Source organism: Sphingobium sp. L-44 (genome assembly GCF_056859495.1).
Map to the genome: position 1 here is coordinate 41,880 of NZ_JBSXOQ010000121.1, position 14,163 is coordinate 56,042.

General features: G+C 66.6%; 13 protein-coding genes. 9 read left to right on the forward strand and 4 right to left on the reverse strand.

Annotated elements, in window-relative coordinates; all coding sequences use genetic code 11:
• Nucleotides 1–54: 54 nt before the first annotated feature.
• Both surE and serS read right to left on the reverse strand, forming a co-directional pair.
• Entirely contained in the window at nucleotides 55–819 is a 765-nt protein-coding gene (gene surE / locus AC13EK_RS22610) for a 5'/3'-nucleotidase SurE (protein WP_069337580.1), read from the reverse strand.
• A gap of 13 nt (nucleotides 820–832) precedes the next feature.
• A complete protein-coding gene (gene serS, locus AC13EK_RS22615; protein ID WP_069337579.1) occupies nucleotides 833–2,110 on the reverse strand; it encodes a serine--tRNA ligase in 1,278 nt (425 codons plus the stop codon).
• 88 nt (nucleotides 2,111–2,198) lie between these two features.
• On the opposite strand from serS, the gene AC13EK_RS22620 reads away from it, so the two are divergent.
• Entirely contained in the window at nucleotides 2,199–2,639 is a 441-nt protein-coding gene (locus AC13EK_RS22620; protein WP_029547763.1) for a host attachment family protein, read from the forward strand.
• A 72-nt stretch (nucleotides 2,640–2,711) separates the two neighbouring features.
• On the opposite strand, the gene AC13EK_RS22625 is transcribed toward AC13EK_RS22620, so the two are convergent.
• A complete protein-coding gene (locus AC13EK_RS22625) occupies nucleotides 2,712–2,846 on the reverse strand; it encodes a hypothetical protein (RefSeq protein ID WP_017501572.1) in 135 nt (44 codons plus the stop codon).
• A 49-nt stretch (nucleotides 2,847–2,895) separates the two neighbouring features.
• Here AC13EK_RS22625 and AC13EK_RS22630 point away from each other — a divergent pair, with 49 nt between their 5' ends.
• From AC13EK_RS22630 to AC13EK_RS22640, 3 genes are all read left to right on the forward strand, one after another.
• The gene (locus tag AC13EK_RS22630) at nucleotides 2,896–3,510 is read left to right on the forward strand and encodes a hypothetical protein (protein ID WP_483022395.1); all 615 of its coding nucleotides are present in this window, start codon (nucleotides 2,896–2,898) and stop codon (nucleotides 3,508–3,510) included.
• A gap of 520 nt (nucleotides 3,511–4,030) precedes the next feature.
• The gene (gene dksA, locus AC13EK_RS22635; RefSeq protein WP_004211401.1) at nucleotides 4,031–4,495 is read left to right on the forward strand and encodes an RNA polymerase-binding protein DksA; all 465 of its coding nucleotides are present in this window, start codon (nucleotides 4,031–4,033) and stop codon (nucleotides 4,493–4,495) included.
• Nucleotides 4,496–4,571: 76 nt separating this feature from the next.
• Nucleotides 4,572–4,940, forward strand: coding sequence for a PilZ domain-containing protein (locus tag AC13EK_RS22640; RefSeq protein ID WP_004211402.1), 369 nt, complete (start codon nucleotides 4,572–4,574; stop codon nucleotides 4,938–4,940).
• Nucleotides 4,941–5,233: 293 nt separating this feature from the next.
• On the opposite strand, the gene AC13EK_RS22645 is transcribed toward AC13EK_RS22640, so the two are convergent.
• Entirely contained in the window at nucleotides 5,234–5,392 is a 159-nt protein-coding gene (locus AC13EK_RS22645; protein ID WP_010337949.1) for a YdcH family protein, read from the reverse strand.
• Between the two features lie 186 nt (nucleotides 5,393–5,578).
• Between AC13EK_RS22645 and AC13EK_RS22650 the strand changes: the two genes are divergently transcribed.
• From AC13EK_RS22650 to AC13EK_RS22670, 5 genes are all read left to right on the forward strand, one after another.
• On the forward strand, nucleotides 5,579–5,758 hold the full coding sequence (locus tag AC13EK_RS22650) for a YdcH family protein (protein ID WP_069337576.1): 180 nt from the start codon (nucleotides 5,579–5,581) through the stop codon (nucleotides 5,756–5,758).
• 120 nt (nucleotides 5,759–5,878) lie between these two features.
• Nucleotides 5,879–6,349 (forward strand): DUF1465 family protein, encoded by a 471-nt coding sequence (locus AC13EK_RS22655; RefSeq protein WP_010337951.1) that lies wholly within the window; start codon nucleotides 5,879–5,881, stop codon nucleotides 6,347–6,349.
• A 128-nt stretch (nucleotides 6,350–6,477) separates the two neighbouring features.
• Nucleotides 6,478–8,496: an autotransporter assembly complex protein TamA gene (locus tag AC13EK_RS22660; protein WP_069337575.1), complete on the forward strand. Its 2,019-nt coding sequence runs from the start codon at nucleotides 6,478–6,480 to the stop codon at nucleotides 8,494–8,496.
• On the forward strand, nucleotides 8,496–12,701 hold the full coding sequence (locus AC13EK_RS22665) for a translocation/assembly module TamB domain-containing protein (protein WP_069337574.1): 4,206 nt from the start codon (nucleotides 8,496–8,498) through the stop codon (nucleotides 12,699–12,701). The genes AC13EK_RS22660 and AC13EK_RS22665 overlap by 1 nt, the downstream gene beginning before the upstream one ends.
• 1 nt (nucleotide 12,702) lies before the next feature.
• Nucleotides 12,703–14,097, forward strand: a complete 1,395-nt coding sequence (locus AC13EK_RS22670; protein WP_037507584.1) for an L-serine ammonia-lyase — start codon at nucleotides 12,703–12,705, stop codon at nucleotides 14,095–14,097.
• Nucleotides 14,098–14,163 lie beyond the last annotated feature (66 nt).

A 14,163-nucleotide genomic window follows, 5' to 3' on the forward strand; every position in this document is an offset into this window, starting at 1 on the left:
GCCAGCGCCGCCCCCTTGAATGTCCAGCCATATGGTCTCCCCCCGGAGCGTTAATCAGTCCGAAAATGCCTGCGCCGTCGCCGCCAGCGCGCCATCCTGCGTCAGATCATAATGAAGCGGCGTCACCGCGATATAGTCTTCTGCGATCGCCGCCAGATCGGTCCCCTCGGGCGCGGAATCGCTGCGGTCCAGGCCAAACCAGTAATAGCGATAGCCCCGCGGGTCGGTGCCCTCGATGATCTTGGTCCGGTCGATGTCATGAAAGCCCTGCCGCACCACGCGCACGCCCTTGACCCTGTCCGGGTCGATCGCGGGGAAATTGACGTTGAACAGCAGGCGCGGGCTGGCCGGCATCGCGATCAGCGGGCGCAGCACCCGCTCGCCCCAGGCCTCTGCCGCAGCAAAGGGCACGGCGTCGCCCATCGCCTCGCGGGCATAGACCTGGCTCAGCGCGATCGACTTGATGCCGGAAATCGCGCCCTCCATCGCGGCGGCGACGGTGCCCGAATAGGTCACGTCCTCGGCCAGATTGGCGCCGCGATTGACGCCCGACAGGACCAGGTCGGGTTTCGCGTCTTTCATCAGATGGCCGACCGCCATCATCACCGCGTCGGTCGGCGTGCCGGTGACGCTATAATGCTTCTCGCCATGCTTGCGGATGCGCAGCGGGCGGGTCAGCGTCAGGCTGTGGCCCGCGCCGGACTGTTCCTCGCTGGGCGCGACGATCCAGATATCGTCGGACAGGGTGCGGGCGATCGCCTCCAGCACCTTCAGCCCCGGCGCATGGACGCCATCGTCATTGGTGAGGAGGATGCGCATCGCCCGTTCCCTTTTATCGCGGCTCCAGCTTGGTGATGCCGCCCATATAGGGGGCCAGCACGTCGGGCACGATCACGCTGCCGTCGGCCTGCTGGTAATTTTCCAGCACCGCGACCAGCGTGCGGCCGACCGCCAGGCCCGATCCGTTAAGGGTGTGGAGGAAGCGCGTCGCCTTCTCCCCCTCCGGCTTGTAGCGGGCATTCATCCGCCGCGCCTGGAAATCGCCGCAGTTGGAGACGGAACTGATCTCGCGATAGGTGGCCTGGCTCGGCAGCCAGACTTCCAGGTCATAGGTCTTGCGCGCGCCAAAGCCCATGTCGCCGCTGCACAGCAGCATCTTGCGATAGGGCAGGTTCAACGCCTGCAAAATGCCCTCGGCCGCCTGCACCATCCGCTCATGCTCGGCGTCCGATTCCTCGGGCGCGCAGATCGCGACCAGCTCGACCTTCTCGAACTGATGCTGGCGGATGAAGCCGCGCGTGTCGCGTCCGGCCGATCCGGCCTCCGACCGGAAACAGGGGGTCAGCGCGGTCAGCCGCACCGGCAGGGCATCGGTCGGCACGATCTGTTCGGCGACCAGATTGGTCAGCGATACCTCGGCGGTCGGGATCAGCCAGCGGCCATCGGTGGTGCGGAACAGATCCTCGGCGAACTTCGGCAACTGGCCGGTGCCGAACAGCGCCTCGTCGCGCACCAGCAGCGGCGGATTGGTTTCCTCATAGCCGTTGGTGCCGCTCTGGGTGTCGAGCATATATTGCGCCAGCGCCCGGTGCAGCCGCGCCATCTGGCCACGCAGCGCGGTGAAGCGCGCGCCCGACAGGGCCGCGCCACCCTCGAAATCCAGTCCCAGCGCCGGGCCGAAATCGGCATGGTCCTGCGCCGCGAAATCGAATGCGCGGATATTGCCCCAGCGGCTCAGCTCGACATTGCCGGCTTCATCCTCGCCCTGCGGCACGTCGTCGGCGGGCAGGTTGGGGATCGCCGCCAGCATGGCATTGAGCGCCGCGCCGACCTCGGCCTCTTCGGCTTCCAGCGCGGGCGTGCCTTCCTTGAGCGCCGCGACCTCGGCCTTCAGCGCCTCGGCCTTAACCATGTCCTTGGCCGCCATCGCCTGGCCGATCGCCTTGCTCGCCTCGTTGCGGCGGGCCTGCCCCTGCTGCAGTTCCGTCTTGAGCGCGCGGCTCTTCTCGTCCAGCGCCAATATGTCGGCGGACAGCGGGGCCAGGCCACGGCGCGCCAGAGCGGCGTCGAAAGCGGCGGGATTTTCGCGGATGAAGCGGATGTCGTGCATCGCTGCCCTATGCCGCCGCGAACGAGGCCACGCAACCCTGTGCGCCTTCACCCGTTGGTGATGCATCCACAAAATGAAGGAGAAGGCGATGCAGATCGATCATGATGCGATGGTGCTGGTGGCGGACGGGCGCAAATTGCTCTTCTTCCGCAACAAGGGCGACCGCGCCTTTCCCCAGCTGGAGGCGGAAGAGGTGAAGGTGCAGGACAATCCGGCCGACCGGGACCAGGCATCGGACGCGCCCGGCCGCGCCTTCAATTCGGTTGGCAGCCATCGCAGCAGCATGGAACAGACCGATTTCCATGAACTGGAAGAGGCACGCTTCGCGGCGGAGGCGGCCGACCTGCTCAAGCGCCGCGCCTTTGCTCAGGATTATGAGAAGCTGATCATCGTCGCCCCGCCCACGGCATTGGGCGAGATGCGCAAACATTATCACAAGGAAGTGCAGGACCGGCTGGTCGGCGAGATCGCCAAGGATCTGGCCAATCATCCGGTCGGTGAGATCGAGAAGATCATCGCCCGCAGTTGAGCGGGAAATCCTGTCGGTAAAAGAAAAGGGCGGCCCCAGGGCCGCCCTTTTTGGTTCTCGGACAGTGCCGGCTCAGATATTGCCGGTACGGATGATCGGGATCGGCTTGGCCGGGCCATGGCCCTCGATGGACAGCTCCGTATTGCGATCGGCCAGGCGCTTGCGCATCAGCAGCGCGGCGGCACCGGCGCCGAACAGCAGCACCATCGGCGGCGCCGGCACATCGGTCGGCGGCGGCGGCGCGGGAGGCGGCGGCGTGCCCGAAGAGGTGCCCGATGATGTCGAGGTCGACGTCGAACTGCTGGTCGAGCTGCTCGACGACGTGCTGCCGAAGCTCGACGATCCGGTTGAGGTCGAACTGGACGTCGAGGTCGATGTCGCACCCGAAGAGGAAGAGGTCGACGTCGATGTGGACGTAGAGGTCGATGTCGACGTAGAGGTCGACGTCGAGGTCGTCGTGGTCGTTCCACCCGGCGGAGTCGGCGAATCCGAACCGCTCGACGTGGTCGTCGTGCTGGTGGTGGAGGTTGGCGGCGTGGGCGAGTTGGACCCGCTCGAACCGCTCGAACCGGTCGAACCGGTGGTGGAGATCACCACCGTGCCGCCACCGCTGCTGCCGCCACCAAAGAAGCCGCCGATGAAACCGCTGCTGCCGCCAAAGCCGCTGCTACCGCCGATCGGCGCTGCGGTCGGAGTCGGTCCACCCGCCATCAGGGGCAGGGCGGCCTGCACCGGCGGCGGGGGCAGTGGGATGGGCGGCGACGGCGTGGTCACGGTCAAGCGGATCGGGTCGGGCTTCTTGGCCGGCGGGCGCTTGGCCGTGGCCAGGACGCGCTGGCGCGGCTTGGCCTTCACACTCTTGGTGCTGTAGACCGTTGCCGGACGCGCATTTTCCGCCACATGGACGGCGCCCCCGCCAATGATGGCGCCGCCACAAGTGCAGGCGCACAATTTTGCCAAAGCCATCCGAACCGACATAGGATCTTCTCTAGTCCTGTTTACCCATTCGCGCCATCGGACCCTTCCGTAGCGTGAACCCTGCCATTCCCTACTGCATACCAACGCAAAATAAAGCGTTAACTGCAAGGGCATTAACCATCTTTGCGCCGTAAAAGGTCCGAAAAACCGGGCGTTTGAGTCAATCGCAATGGTTAACGTGTCATTGTGGAACGTTAAGGATGGGCTGCATGAACATCCGGATGGCGAGATCGGGGAAAACCCTGATGGAGTCGCGCTGTCCGTTCCGGGTGCGTCAGCTGGCCTAGGGGATGCGCCGGAGTGCGCATTGTCCGCTTGTATCGCCTCGTCGCGGTGGCTATGAGGCCCGCTCAAACAAAAGTCATGGGCGCCCGGAACTTACAGCGCCGGGGCCTCTCGAGTCGGAGAGCCAGATGGCATCGGTACTGAATTCCGATAAAGACGGTGTGAAGCCGCCAAAATCGACCGTAACACTCCCGGACGATTATCGTCCGTCGGCTGACGAAGAATTCATGAACCCCCTGCAGCAGGAATATTTCCGGCAGCGTCTCTGGGACTGGAAGAAACAGATCCTGTCCGAAGCTGAAGGCACGCTCGCTGTGCTGCAGAATGAACCGCTGCGCGAACCCGACCTCAACGACCGCGCATCGAGCGAGACCGACTGGTCGATCGAGCTGCGCACCCGCGACCGCCAGCGCAAGCTGATCTCCAAGATCGACGCGGCGCTCCGCCGTATCGACGAAGGCGAATATGGCTATTGCGAAGTCACCGGCGAGCCGATCTCGCTGGGCCGGCTGGAAGCCCGTCCGATCGCGACCATGACGGTCGAGGCACAGGAGCGGCACGAGCGTCAGGAAAAAGTCTCCCGCGACGATTAACCCCCTGCGGCGGTTAACCCTTTCTCCACGTCGCGTGACTATCCTGTTGGCCAAGTGTCATTTTGCGGGAATAGTCATGGACAAGGAAACGGGAAATTCTGATCGGGGACCGGCTCGTTCCGCGCCGCGCGACAGCCTGTTCCTGCTCACCAGCCTCAGCACGATCGATGGCGTCGATCTGGGCAAGGCGCGCGTGCGCAATCTGTCTGCCACCGGCCTGATGGCGGATTGCGAACGCGCCATTCCTGCCGGCACGCGTCTTCGTCTCGAACTGCGCGGTGTTGGCCTGGTCGAGGGGGCGGTCGCCTGGTCGCGCGATGACAAGATCGGCTTTGCCTTCGACGCGCCGATCGATCCGCAACTGGCGCGCAAGCCGGTTGCCAATGGCGTGTCGCGGCAGGCCCTGCCGGACTATCTGCGTTCCGCGACGATCACGCGCCGCTGATATCGATGATATAAATGGGTTGGCAAAAGGCCCTGCCGGTTCGCCGCGCGGGGCTTTTTCATATGCGGCCTGTTCCATGCCGCCGCGACGCCTCCACTTGGGGCGAGCGTTAGGCGAAGGCTGCCATGCCCAACGCCTGTCATCGCCAGGTCATCTTCCCCGGCTAGGCGTCATCCGTTGCACTATGTCGAAAATCTGGCCGGGGTTCTGGCCGGATCGATGCGCTGCCTCCCGCTGGCAGGAAAATGGCCGGTCCGGTGATCCGGCCCCGGCCTTTTCCGTGCGGAATGGGCTTAATGTCGGCCCTGCATCTCTTCCTTGACCCGCAATTTCTGCTTCTTCAGCGAGGCGACGAGAATGTCGTCGGGCATCGGCCGACTCGACTCGGCCTTGATCCGGGCTTCGAGCCCGGCATGCTTTGCGGAAAGAGCTGAAACGTGGGAATTTTCCATGACATTCTCCTTACGAGGGTGATGGATGACGAAGTAGATCATGATTCGGCGGACCTGTCTCGCGATGATTCGCGCTTTGCGATGGGCCGTCGGTAAAATTGCGATGGCCCGCGCGCCTGCGCCGGGCTATCAGGAGAGGCTATGTTGGGTTCGGAAGGCGGGGGCTTGGTGAGCCGCGAAGACATTATGCGCCGGTTGGAGCTGCTGCGGGTCGAGCATCGCGATCTCGACGCCGTGATCGCGGCGCTGGTCGATGGCGGGGTGGGCGACCAGATGCAGGTCGCGCGCCTCAAGAAGCGCAAGCTGCGGCTGCGGGACGAGATCGTCGCGCTCGAAGACGCGCTGGTCCCGGATATCATCGCCTGATGCGTCCGCCGCGTCGCAAAATTGCGGGACTGCGGCGTAAAGCGATCCCAAATGGGACAGGCGGGCTTCCGGCGCCATCCACGGCCCTGACAATCGCCCCGCGATATGTCAGCTAGGCCTATGCGCAACGCAGCCGCCCTTGATCCCGGTCTTCATCGCCGCCTTGTCGATGGCCTCTATATGGAGGCGATGGTGATGGCGGATGAGGCGCGCTCTTATTTCGACGCGGACGAGGCCGGGCAGTTTGCCGCCGACGATCCGCTGCGCCGCGTGTCCTTCGCCTGTGAATCGCTCAAGGTCACGACCCGGCTGATGCACATCATCGCCTGGCTGCTCAGTCAGCGCGCCTGGCAGCGTGGCGAGATTGGCGATGCGGACGTGGCCGATGAGAAATATCGGCTCGGCCGCGCCACCGCCACCGATCCTGGCATTGCCGGCGACTTCCCCTTCGCCGCCCGATCGCTGATCGAGGCGAGCCAGGAGCTTTATGGCCGGGTGGCGCGGCTGGAGGAGCGGATGCTGTCGCCGGACGCGCCGCTGGCCGACAGTCCGGCCCGCGCACTCATGGATCGGCTCAACACCGCCTTCTGACCATTGGGCCATCGCCATCTCTTGGCTGGCATAATCGCCCCGACTTGGTCTAGACCGGTTGCATGACCCATGGCTTGCGGACAGGGCGCCGCTTTCCCGTTGATCCGCGCGCCGCAGGGCTATGTCTCTTGTCCCTGGCGTTCTGCACCGCCGGCACTGCGTTCGCGCAGGCGGCCCAGCCTGCGCCTGATCCCGCTGCCGATCCCGCCAGCCCGCCGGTCGATCCCTCCGCGTCGCTCGATGCCATGCCCGACATCGGCATCGACTGGCCCGACATGGGCCAGCCCGATACGGTCGCCCCGTTGCCGGAGGATCCGGTTGCAGCCAGCGAGCCCGACATGGCCGATCAGCCGGCGCAGCAGGCCGCCGACGCCGCCGATACCGGCCCGGCCGAGGAGGTCGTCACCTTCACCGACGCCGGGGAGGAGCGCAAATATGGCGTCACCCTGCGCGGTATCGAGGCGATCGGCGACAATCAGGTCGCAACCCGCTTCGACAGTCTCTCGGTGCTGCACCAGTCGGAGGGGAAGGCCGCCAACCTTGCCCAGATCAACCGCCGGGTGAAGGAAGACAGCGACCTGCTCGACCGGTTATTGCGCGCCGACGGCTATTATGCCGCGCGGGTGCGCGGAAGCGTCGCGCCGCCGCCCGCCGGCAGCGACAAGCTGTCCGTCATCTTCGATGTCACGCCGGGCCCGCTTTATCTCCTCGACACGGTGGAGATTGCCGGTCTCGCCGAAACCGGCCCGCGGGAGGAGACGCTGCGCGGCGCCTTCACGATGAAGTCGGGCGATCCGATCAACGCCGACCGCATCCTTGCGGGCCAGACCGCGCTGGCGACGGCGCTGGGCGAAAATGGCTATCCCTTCGCCAGGGTAGACGAACCCGAAGTGCGGATCGACCATGAAGCGCGCAATGGCGATCTCGACATCATCGTCACGCCCGGCGGCTATCGCAGCTTCGGCCAGATATTGCTCGACAATGATGATGTGTTCAGCGCCCGCCATCTCCAGCGCATGGCTCGCTTCGAACCCGGCGAAACCTACCGCGCCACCGATGTGGAGGATCTGCGCCGCGCCATCGTCACCACCGGCCTCGTCTCCTCCGTCACCCTGACGCCGAAGGATGCGGGCGATGGCGAACATGTCGATCTGGATGTCGATCTGCGCCCGGCGCCGATGCGCACCATTGCGGGCGAACTGGGCTATGGCACGGGCGAAGGCTATCGCGCGGAGGTCAGCTGGCAGCATCGCAATCTCTTCCCGCCCGAAGGATCGCTCACCCTGCGCGGCGTTCTCGGCACCCAGGAACAGACGGCGCAGGCCACCTATCGCCGCAACAATTTCCGCGAGCGCGACCATGTGCTGACCGGGCTTGTTTCCTACAGCAATATCCGCCGCGACGCCTATGACGCGCGCACCATCACCCTGTCAGGCGGGCTGGAGCGGCAGACCAACATCCTGTTCCAGAAACATTGGGTCTGGCGCGTCGGTGCCGAACTCATCGCCTCGGACGAAGCGGACGCCTTTTCCGGCGGCAGCCGCCGTACCTTCTTCATCGGCGCGGTGCCGCTCAGCCTGACCTATGATGGCAGCGACGACCTGCTCAACCCCAGCAAGGGCTTCCGCCTTGGCGGCCGCCTCAGCCCCGAACTCTCCTTTCAGGGGTCGACCTTCGGCTATGCCAAGGCGCAGGTCGACGCCAGCGCCTATCAGCCGATCAATGATCGTGTCGTGCTCGCCGGGCGGACCCGGCTCGGCACCATCCTCGGCTCCACCGTCGATCGCATCGCGCCGTCGCGGCGCTTCTATGCCGGCGGCGGCGCGTCGGTGCGTGGCTATGGCTATCAGGCGATCGGCCCGCGCTACGGCCCGGATGATGATCCGGTCGGCGGCAAGAGCCTGATCGAATTTTCCGCCGAAGCACGCATCCGCTTCGGCAATTTCGGCGTGGTGCCCTTCCTCGACGCGGGCAATATCTCGACCACTTTCCTGCCGCGCTTCCGTGACCTGCGCGTCGGCACGGGGCTTGGCGTGCGCTATTATAGCAGCTTCGGCCCGATCCGCGTCGATGTCGGCACGCCGATCAATCCGCAGCCGGGCGATGCCAAGGTCGCCGTCTATGTCTCGCTGGGGCAGGCCTTCTGATGGCCACGCCGCCGCCCGACAGCCAGCCGCCCGTGCCGCCGCCACCCGCCGCGCCGCCGCGCCGCCGCGCCTGGGACGGGCGCTGGCAGCGCTGGCTGGCGGGCGCACTGGCGCTCGCGCTGCTGGTCGTGGTGGCGACGCTGGCCTGGCTCGACAGCGCGCCCGGACACCGCTTCCTCGTCTCGCGCATCGCCGCCGTCAGCCCGCCATCGGGTCTGCGCATCCATGTCGACCGGATCGAGGGCAGCATCTATCGAAAGGCGGTGCTGCGCGGCCTCGTCCTGTCCGATCCCAAGGGCCGCTTCTTCGACGCGCCGCGGGTGGAGCTGGACTGGTGGCCCTTCGCCTGGCTCTCCAACCGGCTCGACATCGACCGGCTGGTGATCCCGCAGGCGACCCTGCACAAACTGCCCAAACTCAATCCCAGCGAGCGGCAGGGACCTATCCTGCCGGGCTTCGACATTCGCCTGATGCAGTTCTCGGTCGATCGGCTGACCGTCGCGCCCGCCGTCACTGGCAAGGTCGAACTGGCCACCCTGTCGGGCGATGCGGACATTCGTGGCGGCCGCGCGATCATCGACCTGTCTGCCCGCGTGATCGGCGCGGAGGATGCGCTGAACCTCACGCTCGACAGCCGGCCCGACGATGACAGGTTCAACCTGGCGGTCACCGTCAACGCGCCCAGGGGCGGCGTGCTGGCGGCGATGGCCGGCCTCAATCAGGACGGCAATCTGCGCATCAGCGGCAAGGGGCGCTGGACCAGATGGGATGGTCGCCTCGCCGCCACCCTGGCCGGCAATCCCGTCGCCGACCTCAAACTCGGTGCGCGCAGCGGCGCCTACACCATCCAGGGCACGATCGAGGGCAGCGCCATTCCCGGCAAGGGCCTGCTGCCGCGCCTCGCTTCGCCGCGCCTCAACATCGGCGCCCAGGGCACGCTCGCCGACCGGGTGGTCGATGGCAGGCTCACGCTGCGCTCGGCCGCGATCGACATGGTCGCCGACGGCGCGATCGACCTGCGCAACAATGCCTTCGACAATCTGCGCGTCGACATGAACCTCGCCCGGCCTGAAGCGCTGCTCAAGGATATGCGCGGCCGCGACGTCGTGGCGAAGGTCCGGCTCGACGGTCCGTTCGCTGGCTTTGGCTATGAATATCTGCTCACCGCGCGCCAGCTCGCCTTCGGCAAGACCCAGATCAACGATGTCCGCATCGACGGCAAGGGGCGTCAGGCGAAAAGCGGGCCGGTGCTGCTGCCGGTCCGGCTGCGCGCCCGCAGCCTCGACGGGCAGGGCGATCTGGTTGCCGGCATCGTCCGCAATTTCGCGCTCGACGGCGTGCTGCAGCTCAAGGGGCAGCAGATCCTCAGCAACCCCATGCCTTTCCGGTCGGACCGCCTGAACGGCAAGCTGCTGGTCATGGCCGACCTCAAGAGCGGCCGCTATGATGTCGGCATCGACGGCCGGATCAGCGGCCTCTTCATTCGCGGCCTCGGCATTGTCGATCTGGACTCGAAACTGCGTGCGGCCCCCGGCGCCAATGGCGCCTTCGGCCTGTCGGGCAATGCCGTGGCCAAGGTCCGCCGGCTCGACAATGCCTTTCTCAGGGGGCTGGGCGGCGGCCTGCCCACGGTCCGCAGCGCGCTCGCCCTGCTGCCCGGCGGCGAGATCGGCTTCTCCAACATGAAGCTCGACGCGCCGCTCGTCAGCCTCAATGCCAAGGGCGTGCGCCACCGCGACGGCACCGTCCATCTCGAAGGCAATGGCAGCCACAAGCAATATGGCCCGGTCAATGTCGTGCTCGATGGCAAGATCGACCGGCCGATCGTTCATGTCCAGCTTGCGCGGCCGATGGATGCGCTCGGCCTGCGCGACGTGCGCGGCGAATTTCTGCCCGGCGCCGACGGCAATTACAGCTTCACCGCCAATGGCGGATCGACGCTCGGCCCGTTCACCGGCGAAGGCAGCATATTGCTGCCGCCCGGCGGCCAGGCGGTGGTCCGCGTCGCGCGCATCGCGGTCTCGGGCGTCACCGCCAGCGGCGACATCCGCCCCGTCACTGGCGGCCTCGACGGCCAGTTGTTGGTCGCCGGCCCGGTCAGCGGCACGATCGGTTTCCAGCCGGTCGGCGGCATCCAGCAGTTGAAGCTCGATCTCGACGCCAATGACGCCAGCTTCGACGGCCCCTCGACCATCGCCGTGCGGCGCGGCTCGCTCGATGCCACCATCCTGCTCGATCCCGACGGCACCTCGATCAACGCCACCGCCCAGGCACGCGGGCTGCGCGTCGGCGGCATGCTGCTCGGCCGGCTCGACGCCACCGCCGCGCTGGTCGACGGGCGCGGCAAGGTCTCGGGCAATCTCTCGGGCCAGCGCGGCCGCCTGTTCGACCTCAAGGGCGAGGCGCAGGTCGATCTCGACCGGGTCCGCCTGTCGGCCAGCGGCACGATCGACAAGCGGCCGATCCGCCTGACCCGCGCGGCGCTCTTCACCCGTGCGGAGGATGGCTGGCGCCTGTCGCCCGCGACCATCAGCTATGCCGGCGGCACGCTGCAACTGGCGGGCGAACTGGGCGGCGAAACCACCCGGATCGAGGCGCGCGCGCAGAAGATGCCGCTCGCCCTGCTCGACATCGCCTATGACAATCTGGGTCTGGGCGGCATGGCCACCGGCACCTTGAGCTACAGCCGCCCGCGCGGTGGTCTGCCGACCGGTAAGGCGGAACTGCGCATCCGTGGCCTGTCCCGCTCGGGCCTGTCCCTCAGCTCCCGCCCGGTCGATGTCGGCGTCAACGCCGTGCTGACCCTCGACCGGCTCGCCACCCGCATGGTCTTCGTCGCCGACGGCCAGACCATCGGCCGCGGTCAGGCGCTGCTCACCCCACTCATCTCGACCGGCAGCCTGGTCGAACGGCTCAACGGCGCGCCGCTGATCGCGCAACTGCGCTTCAACGGCACCGCCGACACGCTCTGGCGCCTGACCGGCGTGGAGATTGTCGACATTGCCGGCCCGGTCAGCGTCACCGCCGACGCGCATGGCACGCTTGCCGATCCGGTCATCACCGGCTCGCTCGCGACCGACAATGCCGCGCTCAACAGCCCGGTCACCGGCATGCGCCTGCGCAACGTCAAGGCGCGTGCCCGTTTCGCCGGGGCGCAACTGGTCTTCTCCAGCTTCACCGCCAATGCCCAGAATGGCGGCAGCGTGACCGGCACCGGCAATTTCACCTTCAACGGCATTGGCGGCGTCGGCATGGACCTCGCCTTCCAGGCGGACAATGCCGCGCTGCTGGAACGCGACGATATCGCTGCCACCGTCACCGGCCCGCTCACCATCCGCTCCGACGGCAAGGGCGGCGAGATTGGTGGCGACGTCACCCTCAACAGGAGCCGCTTCACCATGGGCCGCGCCGCCGCCGTCGCCCAGATCCCCGAACTCAAGGTGATGGAGATCAACCGGCGCGGCGAGGAAATCGAACGCCCCCGCGCGGCCGAGCCTTGGACCATGGCGGTCAAGGCGCGGGCGCGCAATCGCCTGACCGTGACCGGCCTTGGCCTCGACAGCGAATGGCGCGCCGATCTCAATATCGGCGGCACCGTCACCAATCCGGCGATCGCAGGCCGGGCCGAACTGGTGCGCGGCAATTATGAATTTGCCGGCCGCCGCTTCGAACTGCGCGAAGGGCGCATCCAGTTCGACGGCAAGACCCCGGTCAACCCGACGCTCGACATCGATGCGGAGGCGGACGTCAGCGATCTCACCGCCACCATCCATGTCGGCGGCACCGGCCTGAAGCCCGACATCAGCTTCAATTCCGTGCCCTCGCTGCCGCAGGACGAACTGCTCTCGCGTATCCTGTTCGGCACCTCGATCACCAACCTGTCCGCGCCCGAAGCGCTCCAGCTCGCCTCGGCGGTCGGTTCGCTCCAGGGTGAGGGCGGGCTTGATCCGATCAATGCGGTGCGCAAGGCGGCTGGCCTGGATCGTCTGCGCATCATCGCGGCCGATCCGACCCAGGGGCAGGGCACCTCGCTCGCCGCCGGCAAATATCTGACCCGCAAGACCTATGTCGAACTGATCAGCGACGGGCAGGGCTATAGCGCCACCCGGATGGAATATCAGGTGACACGCTGGCTGTCCCTGCTAGGCGCCATTTCCACCCTCGGCCGCCAGAGCGCCAACCTGCGTATTTCCAAGGATTATTGACGTGACCAAATCGCGCATCGACAGCGCCGCCGCGATCAGCGTGATGGATCTGTTCACCATCGGCATCGGCCCGTCCAGTTCGCACACGGTCGGGCCGATGCGCGCCGCGCTGATGTTCATGGATACGCTGCCGACCTGTCCGGTGCGGGTGCAGTGCGAACTTTACGGCTCGCTGGCGCTGACCGGCCGGGGCCATGCCACCGACAGCGCGATCCTGCTCGGCCTGTCGGGCCACAGCCCTGAAAATGTCGATCCCGATGCCATCCCCGCCATCCTTCAGGCGATCCGCGACGATGGCCGCATTCGCGCCGGCAGCGCCCATCTCGACTGGGTGCCGTTCGAGGAAGCGCGCGACCTGGTCTTCCGCATGGGCGAATTTCTGGAGGCGCACAGCAACGGCATGCGCTTTTCCGCCTGGCTGCCGGGCCGGGACGAGCCGCTGGTGCGCGATTATTATTCGATCGGCGGCGGCGCGGTGCTGCCTGGCGCCATTCCCGCCGACCCGGATATTCCGCTCGGCCATAATGTGGTCCAGCCCTTTCCCTTCTCGTCCGGCGCCGAACTGCTCGCGCAGGGGGAGGCGACCGGCCTTAGCATCGCCACGCTGGTTCTCCGCAACGAAGGCGCCTGGCGCGCCCAGGGTGAGACCGAGGCCTTTCTCGACAGCGTGATCGACGCCATGTCCGCTTCGATCGATCGCGGCCTGAAAGAAGAAGGCCTGCTGCCCGGCGGGCTCAAGGTGCGTCGCCGGGCCAAGGCAATCCACAACAAGCTGCGGTTGCAGGGCGCCAGCGTCGGCCCCGCCCAGATCTTCGAATGGGTCAGCCTGTTCGCACTCGCCGTGAATGAGGAAAATGCGGCCGGCGGCCGGGTCGTTACCGCACCCACTAACGGCGCGGCCGGCGTGATCCCGGCGGTGCTTCATTATTATCGCCGCTTCGTCCCCGGCGCTGATCGGGAAGGGGAGCGCCGCTTCCTTCTCACCACCGCCGCCATGGGCTTCCTCTACAAGAAGCGCGCCTCCATCTCGGCTGCCGAAATGGGCTGCCAGGGCGAAGTCGGCGTTGCCTGCTCGATGGCGGCGGCGGGTCTCGCCGCCGTGCTGGGCGGCACCAACAGCCAGGTCGAAAATGCCGCCGAGATCGGCATGGAACATAATCTGGGCCTCACCTGCGATCCGATCGGCGGCCTCGTCCAGATCCCCTGCATCGAACGCAATACGATGGGCGCGGTGAAGGCGATCAACGCCGCCTATCTCGCCCTCCAGGGTGATGGCCGTCACATCGTCAGCCTCGACGCGGTGATCGAGACGATGCGCCAGACCGGCGAGGATATGGCCAGCCGCTACAAGGAGACATCGCTTGGCGGCCTGGCCGTCAATGTCGTGGAATGCTGAAGGAAGGCGGCCTCATTTCGTCGCTCCTGGCCCACGGGAACGCGCCGAACTGAGCGGCTTTCGTGG

What these genes read in the sequence shown, in the direction of transcription:
- AC13EK_RS22665 (WP_069337574.1), top strand. Translation starts at nt 8,496, where the DNA reads ATGGCCACGCCGCCGCCCGACAGCCAGCCGCCCGTGCCGCCGCCACCC.
- AC13EK_RS22655 (WP_010337951.1), top strand. Translation starts at nt 5,879, where the DNA reads ATGCGCAACGCAGCCGCCCTTGATCCCGGTCTTCATCGCCGCCTTGTC.
- serS (WP_069337579.1), bottom strand. Translation starts at nt 2,110, where the DNA reads ATGCACGACATCCGCTTCATCCGCGAAAATCCCGCCGCTTTCGACGCC.
- AC13EK_RS22650 (WP_069337576.1), top strand. Translation starts at nt 5,579, where the DNA reads ATGCGCCGGTTGGAGCTGCTGCGGGTCGAGCATCGCGATCTCGACGCC.
- AC13EK_RS22625 (WP_017501572.1), bottom strand. Translation starts at nt 2,846, where the DNA reads ATGGTGCTGCTGTTCGGCGCCGGTGCCGCCGCGCTGCTGATGCGCAAG.
- AC13EK_RS22620 (WP_029547763.1), top strand. Translation starts at nt 2,199, where the DNA reads ATGCAGATCGATCATGATGCGATGGTGCTGGTGGCGGACGGGCGCAAA.
- AC13EK_RS22640 (WP_004211402.1), top strand. Translation starts at nt 4,572, where the DNA reads ATGGACAAGGAAACGGGAAATTCTGATCGGGGACCGGCTCGTTCCGCG.
- surE (WP_069337580.1), bottom strand. Translation starts at nt 819, where the DNA reads ATGCGCATCCTCCTCACCAATGACGATGGCGTCCATGCGCCGGGGCTG.
- AC13EK_RS22645 (WP_010337949.1), bottom strand. Translation starts at nt 5,392, where the DNA reads ATGGAAAATTCCCACGTTTCAGCTCTTTCCGCAAAGCATGCCGGGCTC.
- dksA (WP_004211401.1), top strand. Translation starts at nt 4,031, where the DNA reads ATGGCATCGGTACTGAATTCCGATAAAGACGGTGTGAAGCCGCCAAAA.